A 24,336-nucleotide genomic window follows, 5' to 3' on the forward strand; every position below is an offset into this window, starting at 1 on the left:
TTTTAAATTTGACTACAGTTTAGCGCTACTACATGTCTTTGTACTGAGCTTCTAAACTCGCAATTAAGCTTTGAGTCACATCATCAACACTTGCACCGTCAAAATGGATGTCCAATGTCGAGCTCCCTTTTGTAATACTCAGGTTTGCCTCAGATCCCCCGTCTGGTGCCACTTCTACATGATACTCTCCGACATCACCAGTATGATCACCTGATTGAAGATCATTAAGAAGCTCTCCAATTTCATCTTTAGATAAGTCGTCAAACAGATCTGAGAAGTCTAGAGCGTCTTCATTTTTATTGAAGTCAGTGACAGTATCAACATCGTTAGTGACTTCACTCCACTTAAAGATGTCGGCCCCTTCTGACCCTGTTAAAGTATCACTACCTAAACCACCAATCAGAATATCATCCCCTTCACCGCCAACGAGTATGTCGTTGCCACCATGACCAAATAGTAAGTCATCACCAGCGCCGCCATATAAATTATCCGATTTATCTCCTTGGTGAGTTTGGTTGAATTCTTCCAAGTTATTTCTAACGTACTCATGTATATCTTCGCCGTCAACGGTAGACACATCCTGACCCGTTTGCTGCGCCACATGTGATTGAATCGCACTTAAGCCTTGTTCATTACCACCAAACTCAATTAAGTCACCTAACAAGATATCGTTACCTTCACCTCCTTGAATAGTGTCTGAACCTTGTTTGAGAGGTACATCTTGACCCAATATCGTTTCAGCAAGCTTAGTAACATCAATATCTGACTCTACCACACCATCAGTGTCATACTGCTTGAGTGTATGTTCATCAACGCCACTCCCAAGACCTATCGCTTCTATAGAGGACAATGCCGCTAGTACTTGATACATGTGTTGAGCTTGTGTCGAGCTATTCCCTTCATCGTAATAACGGATAGAGCCATAATATCTGTCGATATCGCCAAGGATTCTTCCTGTTAGCGGTGAATAAACCTTACCGTAACTATCTATAACGACATCACCTTTGTAGGTAACTGTTTGTCCGTATGAGTAATTGTTTTTACTCGCAATATCTTGCAGGGTAACAAGCTTGCCAGAATTATCGACGTCCAAAATCACTTTCGAGAATTCACTCGGTGCTACACCATAGAGGTATGTTGCTCTATTTGGTTGACCATCCGTAACAAAGTACGTGATATTTTGGCCATTAGGGTTAGGTTGACTGCTGAACCATTCAACGGCCGACTGTAAGCCCGCCTCATAGTTTGTGCCGCCAGAACCCTCATCATCAATTACACGATTCAACTCTTCTACAAACTCTTTTCTTGCTGTAAGAGAACTCAAGTCAACAGAAATCACCGCTGATGCACTTGAAGCAAATTCACTAAGGTGAATATTCACTGTCCCTGGCTTCTCTCCTTGATTTACCGCACTTAACAGCTCATCAAACACGTCTAGCACTTCTTGCTTCGCAGTTCCTACCCAGTTACCCATGCTCCCTGAAGTATCCAGAACAAATGCGATGTTGTAGTCCTGACCTGCAATGATCTCCAATCCTTGAACATCACCAACAATAATATCGTGATCGTCACTACCCGTTATCTGATCATTCCCATGTGATCCCGACTCCAACACATAGTCACGAGCTGTAAGCTCAACGGATTCAGTTGTTGAAGCTGCGTCATTATTTGATCCTTCAACAGACGTAGCAGTAACGCTTAGCGGGAACTCTAAGCTGCCTTCATAATCGAATGGCACTCTGATATCCAGGGAAAGCTTACCATCTGTACCAAGAGTGACAGGGTAATCTCCATTTGAATCTTGCTTAATTGCGAGCCCATCAACATACACGTCAACACCGTCTGGTAGATCTTGTACAAGAGCAGTCTGCGCTAAATCCTCACTTCCATCGACATCAACTAGATCAACATCCACATCGACCGAAATCCAGCGATCTTGAAGCACTTCATAAGTGCCATCAGGTTTCAAATCAACAATTTTGTCTGCAAAAACAACGCGTTCAATTTCATATAAATGATCACCTCGGTCATCACTACCTGTATGATCGTTTACCGAATCGATAGAACGACTATCTAATAAAATCCAATATGGAACTTTACCGCCATGATCGTCTTTGAAGGTCATTTTGTAGTCATCAAAGTTCCCTGTTAGGTAGACTGTATCTTTACCATCATGCAGAGTAAGACTGGTCGCGTCATCACCATAAAACGTATCATTGTTACCACCGCCAACAAATACGTCATCGCCACCGCCACCATAGAATACATCGTTGAAATCTGTCCCAACAAACAAGCTGTCGGTGTCACTTAAGTCAGTATTGACTCCCAACACAACACCAGCGTGTGTATTAATTTTAGGTACTGCATTATCCAACCAAAGGTTGGCTGCGACAGCCTCATTTTCGGTATTGGTATTATTTATTGCCGATGTAGCTAAGTGGTGATTAGGATCAACAGCATCTCTTTTTACTAACTCTCCAACATTAATCGTGATCGCAGGGGCATCTGCAACTGCGGCAACGTTGATATCAAGTGTATTTGTTACGCCAGTATTTGTGGTATAGCTAATTAATGGAACGTCACCTGACCAATGCTCAGCAGGTTCAAATATGTAACTACCATCTCGGTTTACTAGTAACGTACCACTAGTCAAAGAAACACTTTCGCCTACCTCGTAATCAGCACCATCGATAGTAAGATGATCTACCATCAGAATATTGTCGCCGTCAGAGTCATTAAGCAATACATTCCCTTGTAGAGTATTGTCTTCTATGGTTTCGCCCAAATCACTTTCCGTTTCCGTCGGTAAGTTCTCATGTACTACAACATTGATCGCCAAGTTAGATTCTGCTGAATCACCATTCGAGCTTTCTGTACTCGTTGCAGTCAAATTGATAGTGAAGTCATCATGGGAGCCCGCAGGTGGAGTCACAGTAAGTGCATCTAATGCCCAACTTGTCACGTCCAGTTCTTCATCAATAGTTGCGACAGTAATAGAACTATTTCCATCTGAAAGGATCGCACCTACAGGTAAGCCAGTTAGCGTGACTTTAAGTGATTCAGAGCCATCTGTATCATTTAAGCTTGCTTTAATTTCAGAGAGCGGTATCGCTGTATCTTGTAACCCTTCGTTCAGCTGGTATGTTTCGTAAAACGCAACACCATTAACTTCTTGTAGTTCAGACGCTCTGATATCAGTTGCTTCTAGTGCACTTTCATCACTAACTACGTAAAGACTACTATTGCTCAGATTTACAGGCGCTTGTCCATTAATGGATACATCCACATTAAAGTTACCCGGACCACTTTGGTTATGGTGATAGATTTCAATTGGATAAAAGCCAGATACCGAAGGGGTAAAGCTAGCACCCTTAATATCACCACTGTCGCTCCCCCAACGAGCTTGATCAAGTAACGTACCACCCAACTTGATAGCAAGGCTATCATCTGCTTGCCCAACAAAGTCGTAACTCGAGCCAGCTTCGAGATAAACAAGAGATGTGACTAGAACGGCCTCATTTGCCAAGGTTGCATGAGTCCCTAAATCTTCCACATTTGCCCAACTCAATCGAGTACCATCGGCTTCATTAAGAGCGTTGATCGCTGAGATTAGAGTCTCTCCATTGACCCCCATACCATCACTAGAACCAATTTGAACATTACTCCATGTCGTAACGTTAAACTCTTGTTGAGGCAATGAGTTTAATGGCGTCACTGCAATTAAGTTCGGTTTGTCAGCTACAGGGTTCACGTCTATTGTCAGTGTCGACTCTTGACCAGAGCTCTGCCCATCTGTCGGTTTAAAACCAATTTGAGCGTAACTAGATTCCTGATCTCCGACTTGATTTCCGCCGAAGCTGTCACTGCCTGATTCATTTAATTCAGGTACAAAACGAACACCGTTTTCCTCAAAAAGCGATTTATCGAGGACTTGATCGATTTGTACAGACTGCCAATCGCCTTGCGAATCTCTGTACTCTAATGATCCATCGCTAGGAAGCGTTGTAATTTGGACGGAGAGATCTGATACGTCAGAGTCCACATCGCTAATACCGAATGATGACCAATCAAGCATCACTTGAGTATCTTCATTCATCTCAACCACTGAAGGCGAAGATTCAGGAGCATCATTCACATTTACCAGAGAAACATTGACCTCGGCAGTATCAATCCCGCCAGTTCCATCGATAACCTCAACCTGAAGCGTATAATCGCCCAAGTCAACATCATCGATTGTCTTGTTCAATGAAATCTGTCCGCTTGTCGGGTCGATATCAAAAATACCATTAGTGCTCGAGCCATCTGCAAAGCGGTATACAAGCACGTCATTATCGTGATCTTCAGCAACGACCGTGCCGATAACGGCCCCACTCGCCGTGTTTTCGTTAACTGACCCGAAGTCGTAAACATCATCATTTGGCTTGTCACCAGCACTATCGCCGCCAGAAATGAACTCTGGAGCGTGCTGAGCATCTATAATAGAGACTGTTGCTTCATTCGAGTCACTTGCAAGCGTCGAATCTGCACCAACCGTATCAATTAGAGTCACGGTTAGGTTTTCAAGATCTTCGTAAATACCATCATCGAGAGTTTTTATATCAATCGGCGCCGACGTTTTACCCGCTGGAATCGTGACTGTGTACGTACTTGGAGCAATATAATCTTTGTCATCAACATTCCCTCCGATTGTGAATGTTACCAGTACATCTTCATCTGCTTTTTGGTCAATGTTGACGATAAATTTTGCATCACTACCTTCATCAACTGAGGATTGATCTGAGCTAATAGTCACTTTCGGTGCACTTTGGGCATCAACGATCACAACACTTGCGCTGTTATTTGAAGCAATGCTCGCATCAGCGCCATCCACCTCTTTAATGGTTACTGTGAAAGATTCTGCGCCCTCATAAATACCATCGGTGACCGTCAGTAAGTCAAGAGCAGCTGAAGATTGACCCGCAGGAACTTCAACACTCAGAACGCCAACAAAATCTTTTCCATCTTGGGCCACGCCACTATATTCGACATGAACCGTAACACTCTCATCTGCAACTTTATCAAGTGTCAGCGTAAAGCCTGCCGTTTCACCTTCATTTACGCTGTTTTGATCGGCACTAATACTAACTAAAGGTGCAGGATCAGAATCCACAATATTTGCGTTACCAGTTGCAATACCATTACTGGTGACACTACCGATTTCCGTAACCGTCAGACCAAAGCTCTCATCACCTTCATGGACATTATCTAGTTTGGTCGGGACTGCGACTTTAATTTCAGCGACACCTGGAGGTATGGTAACGTCTCCATTAGGCGCCATATCTAATGTTTGAGTTTGACCATGAGTATCCACATAGGTCACTGCCATAGCGCCTAAATCAACATCTTCCGCAGTATAGCTATCATTTGTTGTTGACTTCAGATTGACGACAACGGCCTCTTGAACAGGGTTAGAGAGTAAAACGGTAAATATTGCGTCAGTTCCTTCAATGACATCGCCGGCATCTACTACGCTAAGTTTTGTACTGTCATTATCAAGAACTGTTGCCGTCCCCGTTTCACCGCCGATCTCAAGAACGATCGTTTCGCTGCTTTCCACAACCAAGTCATCAATAGTCGGAATCGATATTTCGAAGCTACTTATACCTGCAGGAACAATCAAGTAACCACCTAAGAAAACAACACCATTTGTATAGGTTGCATTTGATAGATTTACGTCATTCTTATCAACTGAAGAACCTTGAGCAAGCATATCAACTTGGTACTTAACGGCAGTGCTAGTGGTTTCATTTAGAACAACCGAGAACGTGACATTGTCACCCTCGGTCACACTATCACCGACCACAGACAGACTTGGCCCGTTTTCCGCAACATTACCATCTAACATTTCGTTAACGATATTGACTGTAGATGGATCGCTAACGCCATTTTCAGAGTCGACTGCCACATATCCAAAGCTGTCTTCGGCAGGAACACCTTCTACATAACGTAACTCCCAGTTACCTTCATTTTTCGTAGAAAAATCTAACTGAGTAATGACCGAACCTTCAGGAAGAGCTAGATCTTTCCCATAACCAACGCTTGTTTCTTGGAATAGCATGAAGTTGCCTTCAGGCTTCAAAAACTCGAACGTTTGAGTCTGTTGGACATTATTTGAATCTAAGTATGTAACCGTAATAAGTGCTGCGTTGTCATCACCGTAATCAAACAATCCACCTAATCCATCTAAGCCAAGGTTTACGCTGCCCACAGGATTATTAGACAAATCGATCGTAATCGATTCACCTTTCTCAATACCCTGCCCATCATTGTCAGCGATACCATTGCCGATGTGTGACACCTGGCGGTTGTACTGCGCAAGCTCACCGCTATCAGAAGAAATGGTGATAGAAGCTCCATTTGCTAAATGCTCAGTACGGGAATGTGATGAACCACCATCCTCACTTAATCCCCAGTTATTGAAATCTGTTGTAGATTCCGAGCCATTAGGCGTATTTGGACGATCTTTGATACCTAATAAGAAGCCAACATTATCAGCTTCATAGTAAAGGCTGTCTTTGTCATAAAGCGTATCGCTTACTTCTTTAATTTCGTGCAACTCACCATCACTATCTTTAAAGAACAACGTACCTGAGGTTGGCAGTTCAGTAATTCGGACATGTAGATCGTTGCCTTTTAAGTCGTCTTCAACATCCGCGATATGATCTTGAGAGTCGCCATCACCTAAAGGTTTCGTATCAGTATCAAATACAACTTGCGTCACAGGCTTGTCAGTCACATGCGTAAAGTCCTCACTGTCAGGCTTGTCATTGACTGGCGTCACATCGACGTTCACCGTGGTGGACTCGCTGACGCCACCGGACGTAACGATGTAGGTAAAGCTGTCTGTACCGTGGTAGTTGTCGTTTGGCGTGTAGGTCACGCTGCCGTCCGGGTTGACCGAGACCGTGCCGTTGGCTGGACCGTTGTTGGTATCGAGCGACACCACTTTATCGTCGCCTTCGAACGTGTCGTTACCTAAGACCTTGATGATGGTCGGCGTGTCTTCCACAACCGTCGCTTTATCTGCCACGATGTCCGCCACAGGCGCTACCGTGAAGTTCACCGTTTGGCTAACGCTCTCGCCGCTTGGATCGGCGGCAGTAAAGGTCAGCGCTTCAGAGCCGTTCCAGTCTGCCGTTGGGCTAATGGTCGCGATGCCATTTTCAATCGACACCAACACGTTGCTGTTGCCAGAGACGCTAAACGTTAACTCGCCATCCACGTTATCCACATCGCTGAAAGCGGTATTTAGATCGATGCTGTATGGCGTAAAGTCTTCCGCCAAGGTTTGGTCTGCGAGGCTGCTTTCAACCACAGGCGTGTCGTTCACCGCATTCACGGTGACGTTGACCGTCGCTTGGTCAGTCAGCGAACCATCGGTAACGGTGTAAGTGATTTCAGCGTCGCCATGGAAGTTCTCGGCCGGTGTGAACACCAACTTGCCGTCAACAATTTCAACTGTCCCTTGGTCACTCGGCACAGACGCCGATTGGATAGACAGCGTATCGCCATCAATGTCAGTATCGTTTGGCAGGACATCAATCGTCACTGGCGTGTCTTCGTCAGTAACGGCATTGTCATTGGTCGCCACTGGCGCGTCATTCACTGGCGTCACATCGATGTTCACCATGGTGGACTCCGATACCCCACCGGAGGTAACGATGTAGGTAAAGCTGTCTGCACCGTGGTAGTTGTCGTTTGGCGTGTAGGTTACGCTACCATCCGGGTTGACCGAGACCGTGCCGTTGGCTGGACCGTTGTTGGTATCGAGCGACACCACTTTGTCGTCGCCTTCAAACGTGTCGTTACCTAAGACCTTAATGATGGTTGGCGTGTCTTCCACAACCGTCGCTTTATCTGCCACGATGTCCGCCACAGGGGTAACCGTGAAGTTCACCGTTTGGCTAACGCTTTCACCGCTTGGATCGGTGGCAGTAAAGGTCAGCGCTTCTGAGCCGTTCCAGTCTGCGGTTGGAGTGAACGTAGCAATACCATTGACGATCGCCACTTGAATGTTGCTGTTGCCAGAGACACTAAACGTTAACTCACCATCGGCGTTATCCACATCGCTGAAAGCGGTATTTAGATCGATGCTGTATGGCGTAAAGTCTTCTGCCAAGGTTTGGTCTGCAATGCTGCTTTCAACCACAGGCGTGTCGTTCACCGCATTCACGGTGACGTTGACCGTCGCTTGGTCAGTCAGCGAACCATCGGTCACGGTGTAAGTGATTTCAGCATCACCATGGAAGTCCTCAGCCGGTGTGAACACCAGTTTGCCATCAACAATCTCGACTGTGCCTTGCGCTTCAGGTACGGACGCCGATTGGATAGACAGCGTATCACCATCAATATCAGTATCGTTTAGCAGGACATCAATCGTCACTGGTGTATCTTCGTCAGTAACGGCATTGTCATTGGTCGCCACTGGCGCATCATTCACTGGCGTCACATCGACGTTCACCGTGGTGGACTCTGATACCCCACCGGACGTGACGATGTAGGTGAAGCTGTCTGTACCGTGGTAGTTGTCGTTTGGCGTGTAAGTGACGCTGCCATCCGGGTTGACGGAGACCGTGCCGTTAGCTGGACCGTTATTGCTATCCAGCGACACCACTTTGTCGTTGCCTTCGAACGTGTCGTTACCTAAGACCTTAATGATGGTTGGCGTGTCTTCCACAACCGTCGCTTTATCTGCCACGATGTCCGCCACAGGGGTAACCGTGAAGTTCACCGTTTGGCTAACGCTTTCACCGCTTGGATCGGTGGCAGTAAAGGTCAGCGCTTCTGAGCCGTTCCAGTCTGCGGTTGGAGTGAACGTAGCAATCCCATTGACGATCGCCACTTGAATGTTGCTGTTGCCAGAGACACTAAACGTTAACTCACCATCGGCGTTATCCACATCGCTGAAAGCGGTATTTAGATCGATGCTGTATGGCGTAAAGTCTTCTGCCAAGGTTTGGTCTGCAATGCCGCTTTCAACCACAGGCGTGTCGTTCACCGCATTCACGGTGACGTTGACCGTCGCTTGGTCAGTCAGCGAACCATCGGTCACGGTGTAAGTGATTTCAGCATCACCATGGAAGTCCTCAGCCGGTGTGAACACCAGTTTGCCATCAACAATCTCGACTGTGCCTTGCGCTTCAGGTACGGACGCCGATTGGATAGACAGCGTATCACCATCAATATCAGTATCGTTTGGCAGAACATCAATCGTCACTGGCGTGTCTTCGTCAGTGACAGCGGTATCATCTTTTGCCACTGGTGCGTCATTGACTGGTGTGACATCGACGTTCACCGTGGTGGACTCCGATACCCCACCCGAGGTAACGATGTAGGTGAAGCTGTCTGCCCCGTGGTAGTTGTCGTTTGGCGTGTAAGTGACGCTGCCATCTGGGTTGACCGAGACCGTGCCGTTGGCTGGACCGTTGTTGGTATCGAGCGACACCACTTTGTCGTCGCCTTCAAACGTGTCGTTACCTAAGACCTTGATGATGGTTGGCGTGTCTTCCACAACCGTCGCTTTGTCTGCCACGATGTCCGCCACAGGGGCTACCGTGAAGTTCACCGTTTGGCTGACGCTTTCGCCGCTTGGATCGGTGGCAGTAAAGGTTAACGCTTCTGAGCCGTTCCAGTCTGCGGTTGGAGTGAACGTAGCAATGCCATTGACGATCACCACTTGAATGTTGCTGTTGCCAGAGACACTAAACGTTAACTCACCATCGGCGTTATCCACATCGCTGAAAGCGGTATTTAGATCGATGCTGTATGGCGTAAAGTCTTCTGCCAAGGTTTGGTCTGCAATGCTGCTTTCAACCACAGGCGTGTCGTTTACGGCATTTACGGTGACGTTGACCGTCGCTTGATCAGTCAGTGCACCATCGGTCACGGTGTAAGTGATTTCAGCGTCACCATGGAAGTTCTCAGCCGGTGTGAAGACCAGTTTTCCATCAATAATTTCGACTTTACCTTGGTCACTCGGCACAGACGCCGAATCAATGCTTAACGTATCGCCATCAATGTCGGTGTCGTTTGGCAGAACATCAATTGTCACTGGCGTGTCTTCGTCAGTGACAGCGGTATCATCTTTTGCCACTGGCGCGTCATTCACTGGTGTGACATCGACGTTCACCGTGGTGGACTCCGATACCCCACCGGACGTGACGATGTAGGTGAAGCTGTCTGTACCGTGGAAGTTGTCGTTTGGCGTGTAAGTGACGCTGCCATCCGGGTTGACCGAGACCGTGCCGTTGGCTGGACCGTTGTTGGTATCGAGCGACACCACTTTATCGTCGCCTTCGAACGTGTCGTTACCTAAGACCTTGATGATGGTCGGCGTGTCTTCCACTACCGTCGCTTTATCTGCCACGATGTCCGCCACTGGCGCTACCGTGAAGTTCACCGTTTGGCTAACGCTCTCGCCGCTTGGGTCGGTCGCCGTAAAGGTCAACGCTTCTGAGCCGTTCCAGTCTGCGGTTGGAGTGAACGTAGCAATACCGTTGACGATCGCCACTTGAATGTTGCTGTTGCCAGAGACACTGAAGCTCAGCTCGCCATCCACGTTATCCACATCACTGAACGCGGTATTTAGATCGATGCTGTATGGCGTAAAGTCTTCTGCCAAGGTTTGGTCTGCAATGTTGCTTTCAACCACAGGCGTGTCGTTCACCGCATTCACGGTGACGTTGACCGTCGCTTGGTCAGTCAGTGAACCATCGGTCACGGTGTAAGTGATTTCAGCGTCACCATGGAAGTTCTCAGCCGGTGTGAAGACCAGTTTGCCGTCAACAATTCCAACTGTACCTTGGTTACTCGGCACAGACGCCGAATCAATGCTTAGCGTATCGCCATCAATATCGGTGTCGTTTGGCAGAACATCAATCGTCACTGGTGTATCTTCGTCAGTAACGGCATTGTCATTGGTCGCCACTGGTGCATCATTCACTGGTGTGACATCGACGTTCACCGTGGTGGACTCCGATACCCCACCGGAGGTAACGATGTAGGTGAAGCTGTCTGTACCGTGGTAGTTGTCGTTCGGCGTGTAAGTCACGCTGCCGTCCGGGTTGACCGAGACCGTGCCGTTGGCTGGACCGTTATTGGTATCCAGCGACACCACTTTGTCGTCGCCTTCGAACGTGTCGTTATCTAAGACCTTGATGATGGTTGGCGTGTCTTCCACGACCGTTGCTTTATCTGCCACGATATCCGCCACAGGCGCAACTGTGAAGTTCACCGTTTGGCTAACGCTTTCACCGCTTGGATCGGTGGCCGTAAAGGTCAGCGCTTCTGAGCCGTTCCAGTCTGCGGTTGGAGTGAACGTAGCAATACCGTTGACGATCGCCACTTGAATGTTGCTGTTGCCAGCAACGCTGAAGCTCAGATCGCCATCGACGTTATCTACATCGCTGAAAGCGGTATTTAGATCGATGCTGTATGGGGTGAAATCTTCCGCCAAGGTTTGGTCTGCAATGCTACTTTCAACCACAGGCGTGTCGTTCACCGCATTCACGGTGACGTTGACCGTTGCTTGGTCAGTCAGCGAGCCATCGGTAACGGTGTAAGTGATTTCGGCGTCACCATGGAAGTTCTCAGCTGGCGTGAACACCAATTTGCCATCAACGATCTCAACTGTACCTTGTGTTTCAGGTACGGACGCCGATTCAATCGACAGCGTATCGCCATCAATATCGGTATCGTTTGGCAGGACATCAATCGTCACTGGCGTGTCTTCGTCAGTAACGGCATTGTCATTGGTCGCCACTGGCGCGTCATTCACTGGCGTCACATCGATGTTCACCATGGTGGACTCCGATACCCCACCGGAGGTAACGATGTAGGTAAAGCTGTCTGCACCGTGGTAGTTGTCGTTTGGCGTGTAAGTGACGCTGCCATCCGGGTTGACCGAGACCGTGCCGTTAGCTGGACCGTTATTGGTATCCAGCGACACCACTTTGTCGTCGCCTTCGAACGTGTCGTTACCTAAAACCTTAATGATGGTTGGCGTGTCTTCCACAACCGTCGCTTTATCTGCCACGATATCCGCCACTGGCGCTACTATGAAGTTCACCGTTTGGCTAACGCTCTCGCCGCTTGGATCGGTGGCCGTAAAGGTTAACGCTTCTGAGCCGTTCCAGTCTGCGGTTGGGCTAATGGTCGCGATGCCATTTTCAATCGAAACCAACACGTTGCTGTTGCCAGAGACGCTAAACGTTAACTCACCATCGGCGTTATCCACATCACTGAAGGCCGTATTCAGATCGATGCTGTATGGCGTAAAATCTTCCGCCAAGGTTTGGTCTGCAATGTTGCTTTCAACCACAGGCGTGTCGTTCACCGCATTCACGGTGACGTTGACCGTTGCTTGGTCAGTCAGTGCACCATCAGTAATCGTGTAAGTAATTTCAGCGTCACCATGGAAGTTCTCAGCCGGTGTGAAGACCAGTTTGCCATCAACGATCTCAACTGTGCCTTGTGTTTCAGGTACGGAAGCCGATTCAATCGACAGCTTATCACCATCAATATCGGTGTCGTTTGGCAGGACATCAATCGTCACTGGCGTGTCTTCGTCAGTGATAGCGGTATCATCTTTTGCCACTGGCGCGTCATTCACTGGCGTGACATCGATGTTCACCGTGGTGAATTCCGATACCCCACCGGAGGTAACGATGTACGTGAAGCTGTCTGTACCGTGGAAGTTGTCGTTTGGCGTGTAAGTGACGCTGCCATCCGGGTTGACCGAGACCGTGCCGTTGGCTGGACCGTTATTGGTATCCAGCGACACCACTTTATCGTCGCCTTCGAACGTGTCGTTACCTAAAACCTTAATGATGGTTGGTGTGTCTTCCACAACCGTCGCGCGGTCAGATTCAATATCTGCCACAGGCGCTACTGTGAAGTTCACCGTTTGGCTAACGCTTTCGCCGCTTGGATCGGTGGCAGTAAAGGTTAACGCTTCTGAGCCGTTCCAGTCTGCGGTTGGAGTGAACGTAGCAATGCCATTGACGATCACCACTTGAATGTTGCTGTTGCCAGAGACACTAAACGTTAACTCACCATCGGCGTTATCCACATCGCTGAAAGCGGTATTTAGATCGATGCTGTATGGCGTAAAGTCTTCTGCCAAGGTTTGGTCTGCAATGCTGCTTTCAACCACAGGCGTGTCGTTTACGGCATTTACGGTGACGTTGACCGTCGCTTGATCAGTCAGTGCACCATCGGTCACGGTGTAAGTGATTTCAGCATCGCCATGGAAGTTCTCAGCCGGTGTGAAGACCAGTTTTCCATCAATAATTTCGACTTTACCTTGGTCACTCGGCACAGACGCCGAATCAATGCTTAACGTATCGCCATCAATGTCGGTGTCGTTTGGCAGAACATCAATTGTCACTGGCGTGTCTTCGTCAGTGATAGCGGTATCATCTTTTGCCACTGGCGCGTCATTCAGTGGTGTGACATCGACGTTCACCGTGGTGGACTCCGATACCCCACCGGACGTGACGATGTAGGTGAAGCTGTCTGTACCGTGGAAGTTGTCGTTTGGCGTGTAAGTGACGCTGCCATCCGGGTTGACCGAGACCGTGCCGTTGGCTGGACCGTTGTTGGTATCGAGCGACACCACTTTATCGTCGCCTTCGAACGTGTCGTTACCTAAGACCTTGATGATGGTCGGCGTGTCTTCCACTACCGTCGCTTTATCTGCCACGATGTCCGCCACTGGCGCTACCGTGAAGTTCACCGTTTGGCTAACGCTCTCGCCGCTTGGGTCGGTCGCCGTAAAGGTCAACGCTTCTGAGCCGTTCCAGTCTGCGGTTGGAGTGAACGTAGCAATACCGTTGACGATCGCCACTTGAATGTTGCTGTTGCCAGAGACACTGAAGCTCAGCTCGCCATCCACGTTATCCACATCACTGAACGCGGTATTCAGATCGATGCTGTATGGCGTAAAGTCTTCTGCCAAGGTTTGGTCTGCGAGGCTGCTTTCAACCACAGGCGTGTCGTTCACCGCATTCACGGTGACGTTGACCGTCGCTTGGTCAGTCAGCGAACCATCGGTAACGGTGTAAGTGATTTCAGCGTCGCCATGGAAGTTCTCGGCCGGTGTGAACACCAACTTGCCGTCAACAATTTCAACTGTCCCTTGGTCACTCGGCACAGACGCCGATTGGATAGACAGCGTATCGCCATCAATGTCAGTATCGTTTGGCAGGACATCAATCGTCACTGGCGTGTCTTCGTCAGTAACGGCATTGTCATTGGTCGCCACTGGCGCGTCATTCACTGGCGTCACATCGATGTTCACCATGGTGGACTCCGATACCCCACCGGAGGTAACGATGTAGGTAAAGCTGTCTGCACCGTGGTAGTTGTCGTTTGGCGTGTAGGTTACGCTACCATCCGGGTTGACCGAGACCGTGCCGTTGGCTGGACCGTTGTTGGTATCGAGCGACACCACTTTGTCGTCGCCTTCAAACGTGTCGTTACCTAAGACCTTAATGATGGTTGGCGTGTCTTCCACAACCGTCGCTTTATCTGCCACGATGTCCGCCACAGGGGTAACCGTGAAGTTCACCGTTTGGCTAACGCTTTCACCGCTTGGATCGGTGGCAGTAAAGGTCAGCGCTTCTGAGCCGTTCCAGTCTGCGGTTGGAGTGAACGTAGCAATACCATTGACGATCGCCACTTGAATGTTGCTGTTGCCAGAGACGCTAAACGTTAACTCGCCATCCACGTTATCCACATCGCTGAAAGCGGTATTTAGATCGATGCTGTATGGCGTAAAGTCTTCCGCCAAGGTTTGGTCTGCAATGCTACTTTCAACCACAGGCGTGTCGTTCACCGCATTCACGGTGACGTTGACCGTCGCTTGGTCAGTCAGTGAACCATCGGTCACGGTGTAAGTGATTTCAGCGTCACCATGGAAGTTCTCAGCCGGTGTGAAGACCAGTTTGCCGTCAACAATTCCAACTGTACCTTGGTTACTCGGCACAGACGCCGAATCAATGCTTAGCGTATCGCCATCAATATCGGTGTCGTTTGGCAGAACATCAATCGTCACTGGTGTATCTTCGTCAGTAACGGCATTGTCATTGGTCGCCACTGGTGCATCATTCACTGGTGTGACATCGACGTTCACCGTGGTGGACTCCGATACCCCACCGGAGGTAACGATGTAGGTGAAGCTGTCTGTACCGTGGTAGTTGTCGTTCGGCGTGTAAGTGACGCTGCCATCCGGGTTGACCGAGACCGTGCCGTTGGCTGGACCGTTATTGGTATCCAGCGACACCACTTTGTCGTCGCCTTCGAACGTGTCGTTACCTAAGACCTTAATGATGGTTGGCGTGTCTTCCACAACCGTCGCTTTATCTGCCACGATATCCGCCACTGGCGCTACTATGAAGTTCACCGTTTGGCTAACGCTCTCGCCGCTTGGATCGGTGGCCGTAAAGGTTAACGCTTCTGAGCCGTTCCAGTCTGCGGTTGGGCTAATGGTCGCGATGCCATTTTCAATCGAAACCAACACGTTGCTGTTGCCAGAGACGCTAAACGTTAACTCACCATCGGCGTTATCCACATCACTGAAGGCCGTATTCAGATCGATGCTGTATGGCGTAAAATCTTCCGCCAAGGTTTGGTCTGCAATGTTGCTTTCAACCACAGGCGTGTCGTTCACCGCATTCACGGTGACGTTGACCGTTGCTTGGTCAGTCAGCGAGCCATCGGTAACGGTGTAAGTGATTTCGGCGTCACCATGGAAGTTCTCAGCTGGCGTGAACACCAATTTGCCATCAACGATCTCAACTGTACCTTGTGTTTCAGGTACGGACGCCGATTCAATCGACAGCGTATCGCCATCAATATCGGTATCGTTTGGCAGGACATCAATCGTCACTGGCGTGTCTTCGTCAGTAACGGCATTGTCATTGGTCGCCACTGGCGCGTCATTCACTGGCGTCACATCGATGTTCACCATGGTGGACTCCGATACCCCACCGGAGGTAACGATGTAGGTAAAGCTGTCTGCACCGTGGTAGTTGTCGTTTGGCGTGTAAGTGACGCTGCCATCCGGGTTGACCGAGACCGTGCCGTTAGCTGGACCGTTATTGGTATCCAGCGACACCACTTTGTCGTCGCCTTCGAACGTGTCGTTACCTAAAACCTTAATGATGGTTGGCGTGTCTTCCACAACCGTCGCTTTATCTGCCACGATATCCGCCACTGGCGCTACTATGAAGTTCACCGTTTGGCTAACGCTCTCGCCGCTTGGATCGGTGGCCGTAAAGGTTAACGCTTCTGAGCCGTTCCAGTCTGCGGTTGGGCTAATGGTCGCGATGCCATTTTCAATCGAAACCAACACGTTGCTGTTGCCAGAGACGCTAAACGTTAACTCACCATCGGCGTTATCCACATCACTGAAGGCCGTATTCAGATCGATGCTGTATGGCGTAAAATCTTCCGCCAAGGTTTGGTCTGCAATGTTGCTTTCAACCACAGGCGTGTCGTTCACCGCATTCACGGTGACGTTGACCGTTGCTTGGTCAGTCAGTGCACCATCAGTAATCGTGTAAGTAATTTCAGCGTCACCATGGAAGTTCTCAGCCGGTGTGAAGACCAGTTTGCCATCAACGATCTCAACTGTGCCTTGTGTTTCAGGTACGGAAGCCGATTCAATCGACAGCTTATCACCATCAATATCGGTGTCGTTTGGCAGGACATCAATCGTCACTGGCGTGTCTTCGTCAGTGATAGCGGTATCATCTTTTGCCACTGGCGCGTCATTCACTGGCGTGACATCGATGTTCACCGTGGTGAATTCCGATACCCCACCGGAGGTAACGATGTACGTGAAGCTGTCTGTACCGTGGAAGTTGTCGTTTGGCGTGTAAGTGACGCTGCCATCCGGGTTGACCGAGACCGTGCCGTTGGCTGGACCGTTATTGGTATCCAGCGACACCACTTTATCGTCGCCTTCGAACGTGTCGTTACCTAAAACCTTAATGATGGTTGGTGTGTCTTCCACAACCGTCGCGCGGTCAGATTCAATATCTGCCACAGGCGCTACTGTGAAGTTCACCGTTTGGCTAACGCTTTCACCGCTTGGATCGGTGGCGGTAAAGGTTAGGGTTTCTGAGCCATTCCAGTCTGCGGTTGGAGTGAACGTAGCAATGCCATTGACGATCGCCACTTGAATGTTGCTGTTACCAGAGACGCTGAAGGTCAGATCGCCATCGACGTTATCTACATCGCTGAAAGCGGTATTCAGATCGATGCTGTATGGGGTGAAATCTTCCGCCAAGGTTTGGTCTGCAATGCTACTTTCAACCACAGGCGTGTCGTTCACCGCATTCACGGTGACGTTGACCGTCGCTTGGTCAGTCAGTGAACCATCAGTGATGGTGTAAGTGATTTCGGCGTCACCATTGAAGTTCTCGGCTGGTGTAAAGACCAATTTTCCATCAACAATCTCAACTGTGCCTTGCGCTTCAGGTACAGACGCCGATTGGATAGACAACTTATCGCCATCAATATCGGTGTCGTTTGGCAGAACATCAATCGTCACTGGCGTGTCTTCGTCAGTGACAGCGGTATCATCTTTTGCCACTGGCGCGTCATTCACTGGCGTCACATCGACGTTCACCGTGGTGAATTCCGATACCCCACCGGAGGTAACGATGTACGTGAAGCTGTCTGTACCGTGGAAGTTGTCGTTTGGCGTGTAAGTGACGCTGCCGTCCGGGTTGACCGAGACCGTGCCGTTGGCTGGACCGTTATTGCTATCGAGCGACACCACTTTGTCGTCGCCTTCAAACGTGTCGTTACCTAGGACGTTAATGATGGTCGGCGTGTCTTCCACAACCGTCGCGCGGTCAGATTCAATATCTGCCACAGGCGCAATCATAAAGTTTACCGTTTGGCTGACGCTTTCACCGCTTGGATCAGTAGCCGTAAAGGTTAACGCTTCTGAGCCGTTCCAGTCTGCCGTTGGGCTAATGGTCGCGGTGCCATTTTCTATTGAGACATTGACATTACTGTTACCTGAGACGCTAAACGTTAACTCACCATCGGCGTTATCCACATCGCTGAAAGCGGTATTCAGATTGATGCTGTATGGCGTGAAATCTTCCGCCAAGGTTTGGTCTGCAATGCTACTTTCAACCACAGGCGTGTCGTTCACCGCATTCACGGTGACGTTGACCGTCGCTTGGTCAGTCAGCGAACCATCGGTGATGGTGTAAGTGATTTCGGCATCACCATGGAAGTTCTCGGCCGGTGTGAACACCAGTTTGCCGTCAACAATCTCGACTGTCCCTTGCTCACTCGGCACAGATGCCGAGTCAATCGACAGCTTATCGCCATCAATATCGGTGTCGTTTGGCAGGACATCAATCGTCACTGGCGTGTCTTCATCAGTAACAGCGGTATCATCTTTTGCCACTGGCGCATCGTTCACTGGCGTCACATCGACGTTCACCGTGGTGGACTCCGATACCCCACCGGAGGTGACGATGTAGGTAAAGCTGTCTGCCCCGTGGTAGTTGTCGTTTGGCGTGTAAGTGACGCTGCCGTCCGAGTTGACCGAGACCGTGCCGTTAGCTGGACCGTTATTGGTATCCAGCGACACCACTTTGTCGTCGCCTTCGAACGTGTCGTTATCTAAGACCTTAATGATGGTTGGCGTATCTTCCACAACCGTCGCTTTATCTGCCACGATATCCGCCACTGGCGCTACTGTGAAGTTCACCGTTTGGCTAACGCTCTCGCCGCTTGGATCGGTAGCCGTAAACGTCAGCGCTTCTGAGCCGTTCCAGTCTGCCGTTGGAGTGAACGTAGCAATGCCATTGACGATCGCCACTTGAATGTTGCTGTTGCCAGAGACACTAAACGTTAACTCGCCATCCACGTTATCCACATCGCTGAAAGCGGTATTCAGATTGATGCTGTATGGCGTAAAATCTTCCGCCAAGGTTTGGTCTGCAATGCTACTTTCAACCACAGGCGTGTCGTTCACCGCATTCACGGTGACGTTGACCGTTGCTTGGTCAGTCAGTGCACCATCAGTAATCGTGTAAGTAATTTCAGCGTCACCATGGAAGTTCTCAGCCGGTGTGAACACCAACTTGCCGTCAACAATTTCAACTGTACCTTGGTCACTCGGCACAGACGCCGAATCAATGCTTAACGTATCACCATCGATGTCAGTATCGTTTGGTAGGACATCAATCGTCACTGGCGTGTCTTCGTCAGTGACAGCGGTATCATCTTTTGCCACTGGCGCATCGTTCACTGGCGTCACATCGACGTTCACCGTGGTGGACTCTGACACCCCACCGGAGGTAACGATGTAGGTGAAGCTGTCTGTGCCGTGGAAGTTGTCGTTTGGCGTGTAGGTTACGCTACCATCCGGGTTGACCGAGACCGTGCCGTTGGCTGGACCGTTATTGGTATCCAGCGACACCACTTTATCGTCGCCTTCGAACGTGTCGTTACCTAAGACCTTGATGATGGTTGGCGTATCTTCCACAACCGTCGCTTTATCTGCCACGATATCCGCCACTGGCGCTACTGTGAAGTTCACCGTTTGGCTAACGCTCTCGCCGCTTGGATCGGTAGCCGTAAACGTCAGCGCTTCTGAGCCGTTCCAGTCTGCCGTTGGAGTGAACGTAGCAATGCCATTGACGATCGCCACTTGAATGTTGCTGTTGCCAGAGACACTAAACGTTAACTCGCCATCCACGTTATCCACATCGCTGAAAGCGGTATTCAGATTGATGCTGTATGGCGTAAAATCTTCCGCCAAGGTTTGGTCTGCAATGCTACTTTCAACCACAGGCGTGTCGTTCACCGCATTCACGGTGACGTTGACCGTTGCTTGGTCAGTCAGTGCACCATCAGTAATCGTGTAAGTAATTTCAGCGTCACCATGGAAGTTCTCAGCCGGTGTGAACACCAACTTGCCGTCAACAATTTCAACTGTACCTTGGTCACTCGGCACAGACGCCGAATCAATGCTTAACGTATCACCATCGATGTCAGTATCGTTTGGTAGGACATCAATCGTCACTGGCGTGTCTTCGTCAGTGACAGCGGTATCATCTTTTGCCACTGGCGCATCGTTCACTGGCGTCACATCGACGTTCACCGTGGTGGACTCTGACACCCCACCGGAGGTAACGATGTAGGTGAAGCTGTCTGTGCCGTGGAAGTTGTCGTTTGGCGTGTAGGTTACGCTACCATCCGGGTTGACCGAGACCGTGCCGTTGGCTGGACCGTTATTGGTATCCAGCGACACCACTTTATCGTCGCCTTCGAACGTGTCGTTACCTAAGACCTTGATGATGGTTGGCGTGTCTTCCACAACCGTCGCGCGGTCAGATTCAATATCTGCCACAGGCGCAACTGTGAAGTTCACCGTTTGGCTAACGCTCTCGCCGCTTGGATCGGTGGCAGTAAAGGTCAACGCTTCTGAGCCGTTCCAGTCTGCGGTTGGAGTGAACGTAGCAATACCATTGACGATCGCCACTTGAATGTTGCTGTTGCCAGAGACGCTAAACGTTAACTCGCCATCCACGTTATCCACATCGCTGAAAGCGGTATTCAGATTGATGCTGTATGGCGTAAAGTCTTCCGCCAAGGCTTGGTCTGCAATGCTGCTTTCAACCACAGGCGTGTCGTTCACCGCATTTACGGTGACGTTGACCGTCGCTTGGTCAGTCAGCGAACCATCGGTCACGGTGTAAGAGATTACAGCGTCACCATGGAAGTTCTCAGCCGGTGTGAACACCAGTTTTCCATCAATAATTTCGACAGAACCTTGGTCACTCGGCACAGACGCTGATTCAATCGACAGCTTATCACCATCAATATCGGTGTCGTTTGGCAGGACATCAATCGTTACTGAGCTATCTTCCTCTGTAATTGTTGTATCATTAGAGGCAATAGGCGCATCGTTAACTGAGTTTACTGTTACCGAAACTTGAGCTTCATCCTCTAACTCACCATCTGAGATGGTGTAGCTAATCGTTGCATTACCGTTGAAATTTTCAGCCGGAGTGAAAACAAGCTTACCATCGATAATCTCAACGATACCTTGCTCTTCTGGTACAGAAGCAGAGGTAATGATTAAATCATCACCTTCAATATCACTGTCGTTAGCGAGCACATCAATTACAACCAGGGAATCTTCGTCAGTTTGAATCGCATCATTAGTTGCTATTGGCGCGTCATTAACAGGCGTAATATCTAAGTTAGCAGTGCCATTAATAACACCACCATCATCAATGATGTCATAGGAGAATGACACTTCAGTGTCATCATCAGCTTCTGGGATGTAAGTCCAAGAGCCATCGCTGTTATCAATTAAGGTGCCATTCCCACTCTCAATAGTGACGTTTGTAATGACAAGAGTATCGGCATCATCAATATTGACATTCGATAGTAATTCTTCAGTAGTTATCGTGATTGGATCGCTATCTTCCTCAACAGCGCTTAATGTCACTGGCGAATTAGTAAGTGGCTTACTTGAGCCATCCCCACTTGTCTCGATACCTGTTGTGAAGAAGTCATTTAAGGTCAACGCTTGTGTTTCAGATAAGCCGAGGGATTCTAGGCCAATAGTTTCAAAGTTTGTTGAGGCTAGCACTTCAGTACCATCTCGTACAATCGTGGCACTATTTTGCAAACTGGAGCCACTATTTTCACCCGCTGCAGGTGCGAGTTCTTCATCAATAGCAGAAGGGTCTTGACCTTGCTCAATAGCACTAATAATCTGTGCTACATCGTCTGAAATATCTTTTAAACCTTGCTCTTGAGCAAGCTGAATTTTCAGGTCTTGAGGCGCAGCATCTGTCATTGCCACTATCACTTCACCTGGTAGAGGCTGCTGTCCTTCTGCAAGGACTCTCAGCTGCCCATCCAAACCTATTACGACGACTTGATTACCGAGTGGCACTAATGCTGTACGATCCATATAAACCTTAACCCTAAATAACTGTCAAGTTTTTGACTAACAATACTAATTTGCTATATATTGCCCGAATATATAGTGCAATAACAGCAATTTGATGCTCAATAAAGTAATTATGTGTCATACATCAATAAGAATCCAGATGCATAAGTGTTTTATTTTATTAAAATCTGGACTCTCGTTTCTAGCCATTACCTCCATGTTTAATTTGAGATCTTAATTCAATTTTTAGGCAGATTTAGTAGGTTGATTTATCAAAATTGAAACAAATGAACAGCGAATCAACAGGTTACTTCATCGCATATTAATGTTATTGTGCGCTAAATTATTGACGCCCTTATAAGTATTCCACTTATAAGCCCTATCACCTCGAGAATTTTTACCATTATCTAGGAGAATCACAGTGAAGTGGACTCGTGCCAACGCCTTTTGTATTGGTATGTTCACCGCTAGTCATGCTTTTGGGCAAACGCTAGAGCAAGCGGTTGAAAACACATTAAAAACCAATCCTGACATCAAAAGTGCGTTCAATGAATTCGTTAGCAAGCAGTATGTGAATGAAGCATCTGGTGGTGCTTACCTCCCATCCGTAGACTTAGATGCCGGTATCGGTTACGAAGGAATCAAACCTGCAGAGTCAGGGCGAGATTCAACCGATCTGACAAGAAAAGAAGCCACCGTGACACTAACCCAGCTAATATGGGATGGTTCAGCGACACTTAATGATATGGATCGAACAGCAGCTGATGCTGAATCGGTCCGTTATCAACTTCTAGCTGATGCCCAAGACACCGCTCTAGAGGTCGCGAAAGTTTATTTAGACTCAGTAAAAGCTTATGAAATTCTTACACTTTCCGAGAATAACTTGAAAGTGCATAAGAAGATCTATGAAGACATTAAAAAGCGAGTTAACTCAGGTATCGGTTCTACAGCAGACCTAACCCAGGTAGAGGCTCGTTTAGCAAAGGCTCACGGTAACTTGGTGGCAGCTCAGAACAACTTATATGACAGCCACACCACCTTTACACGCCTTGTCGGACAGTCACCACAAGGATTGATTTTCCCAAGAGCGGACCAAAACTTTATTCCCTACACCATCGATGAAGCGATTGACTTGGCATTCGAGTCACACCCAGTAATCAAAATCTCGGTAGCTGATGTGGACTCTGCAAAGTTCCAATACAAGCAATCTAAGGGAGCTTACTACCCAACGATATCGGTAGAAGCGGCTCAAACATGGCGTGATGATGCAAGCGGTATTGAAGGAAGCAGCGAAGAGACAACAGCGATGTTGCGCATGCGTTACAACCTCTTTAACGGTGGTAGTGACGTAGCCAACGCTGAAAGTTTTGCCTACCAACTAAATAAAGCAAAAGACTTAAGAGAACGTGCATACCGCCAAGTCGAAGAAGGTCTTCGTCTATCTTGGAGTGCGTTAGATTTAACACTTCAACAAAAAGAGTTCCTAGCGGATCACGTAGATTCGGCCTCTGAAACTGTCATCGCCTACGAAAAGCAGTATCGCATTGGAAAACGCACTCTGCTGGACTTGTTAAATACTGAAAACGAACTTTTCGAAGCGAGAAAGAACTACTTGGATGCTCGATACTCAGAGCAGTACGCCAAGTACCGCGTTATGAACGCGACTGGCCAATTGTTAAATGCCTTGCGTGTCGATGTACCTACAGAATGGAATGAAAAGGTGGAGTACTGATCATGAAACCAGTGAAGATTCTATTTGCATTGGGTATGCTCGCCATCACTCAACACGTTGTTGCTGAAGACGAATATGAGTATCGTCCTGTACCAAATGCAGAACAAATAGCAGATTTGCAAGATGACGATAACGATGGTGTCATCAATGCTCGAGATATGTGCCCAGGTACACCTGAAGGCTCAGAGGTCGACAACGACGGTTGTGGAGAATACATTAAAGCATCAGATAACATGCAAGTGCGGATACTTTTTGCTAACGACTCTGATGAGATCAATCCAGTCTTCAGAAGACAAGTCCGAGAGCTTTCCGACTTTTTAAAAGAGTACCCTACTACTTCGATAGAGCTGCACGGCTATGCTAGTAAAGTTGGTGGTTCAAAGCATAACCAAGATCTTTCTGAAAGACGAGCACGCAATGTCCGTGAAGCCCTACTAAGCTACGACATCGAACCGAGTAGAGTCCGCATTGTTGGTTTTGGTGACACTCACTTAGCACAGCAAGGGACCGATGAAGTCAGCCATGCTTTAAATCGTCGAGTAACCGCATCAGTCGTTGGTTACAAAGGCGAGATAAAAAGAGAATGGACAATATTCACAACTCTTCCAGAAAGGTAAAGTAC

At 48.6% G+C, this 24,336-nt stretch carries 3 protein-coding genes; 2 read left to right on the forward strand and 1 reads right to left on the reverse strand.

The genetic code is table 11. The features are described 5' to 3' along the window. Positions 1-28: 28 nt before the first annotated feature. A complete protein-coding gene (locus tag H9L11_RS15200) occupies positions 29-22,003 on the reverse strand; it encodes a tandem-95 repeat protein (RefSeq protein WP_205390896.1) in 21,975 nt (7,324 codons plus the stop codon). A 400-nt stretch (positions 22,004-22,403) separates the two neighbouring features. On the opposite strand from H9L11_RS15200, the gene H9L11_RS15205 reads away from it, so the two are divergent. Further along, positions 22,404-23,714 (forward strand): TolC family outer membrane protein, encoded by a 1,311-nt coding sequence (locus tag H9L11_RS15205; RefSeq protein WP_017821962.1) that lies wholly within the window; start codon positions 22,404-22,406, stop codon positions 23,712-23,714. A gap of 2 nt (positions 23,715-23,716) precedes the next feature. Then, positions 23,717-24,331 (forward strand): OmpA family protein, encoded by a 615-nt coding sequence (locus H9L11_RS15210; protein ID WP_005377354.1) that lies wholly within the window; start codon positions 23,717-23,719, stop codon positions 24,329-24,331. Positions 24,332-24,336 lie beyond the last annotated feature (5 nt).

It is taken from the genome of Vibrio sp. sp1, from assembly GCF_016920955.1.
GTDB lineage: Bacteria > Pseudomonadota > Gammaproteobacteria > Enterobacterales > Vibrionaceae > Vibrio > Vibrio alginolyticus.

Bases quoted from the DNA above. Each gene is read 5' to 3' on its own strand.
- H9L11_RS15200 (WP_205390896.1), bottom strand. From the start codon at position 22,003: ATGGATCGTACAGCATTAGTGCCACTCGGTAATCAAGTCGTCGTAATA.
- H9L11_RS15210 (WP_005377354.1), top strand. From the start codon at position 23,717: ATGAAACCAGTGAAGATTCTATTTGCATTGGGTATGCTCGCCATCACT.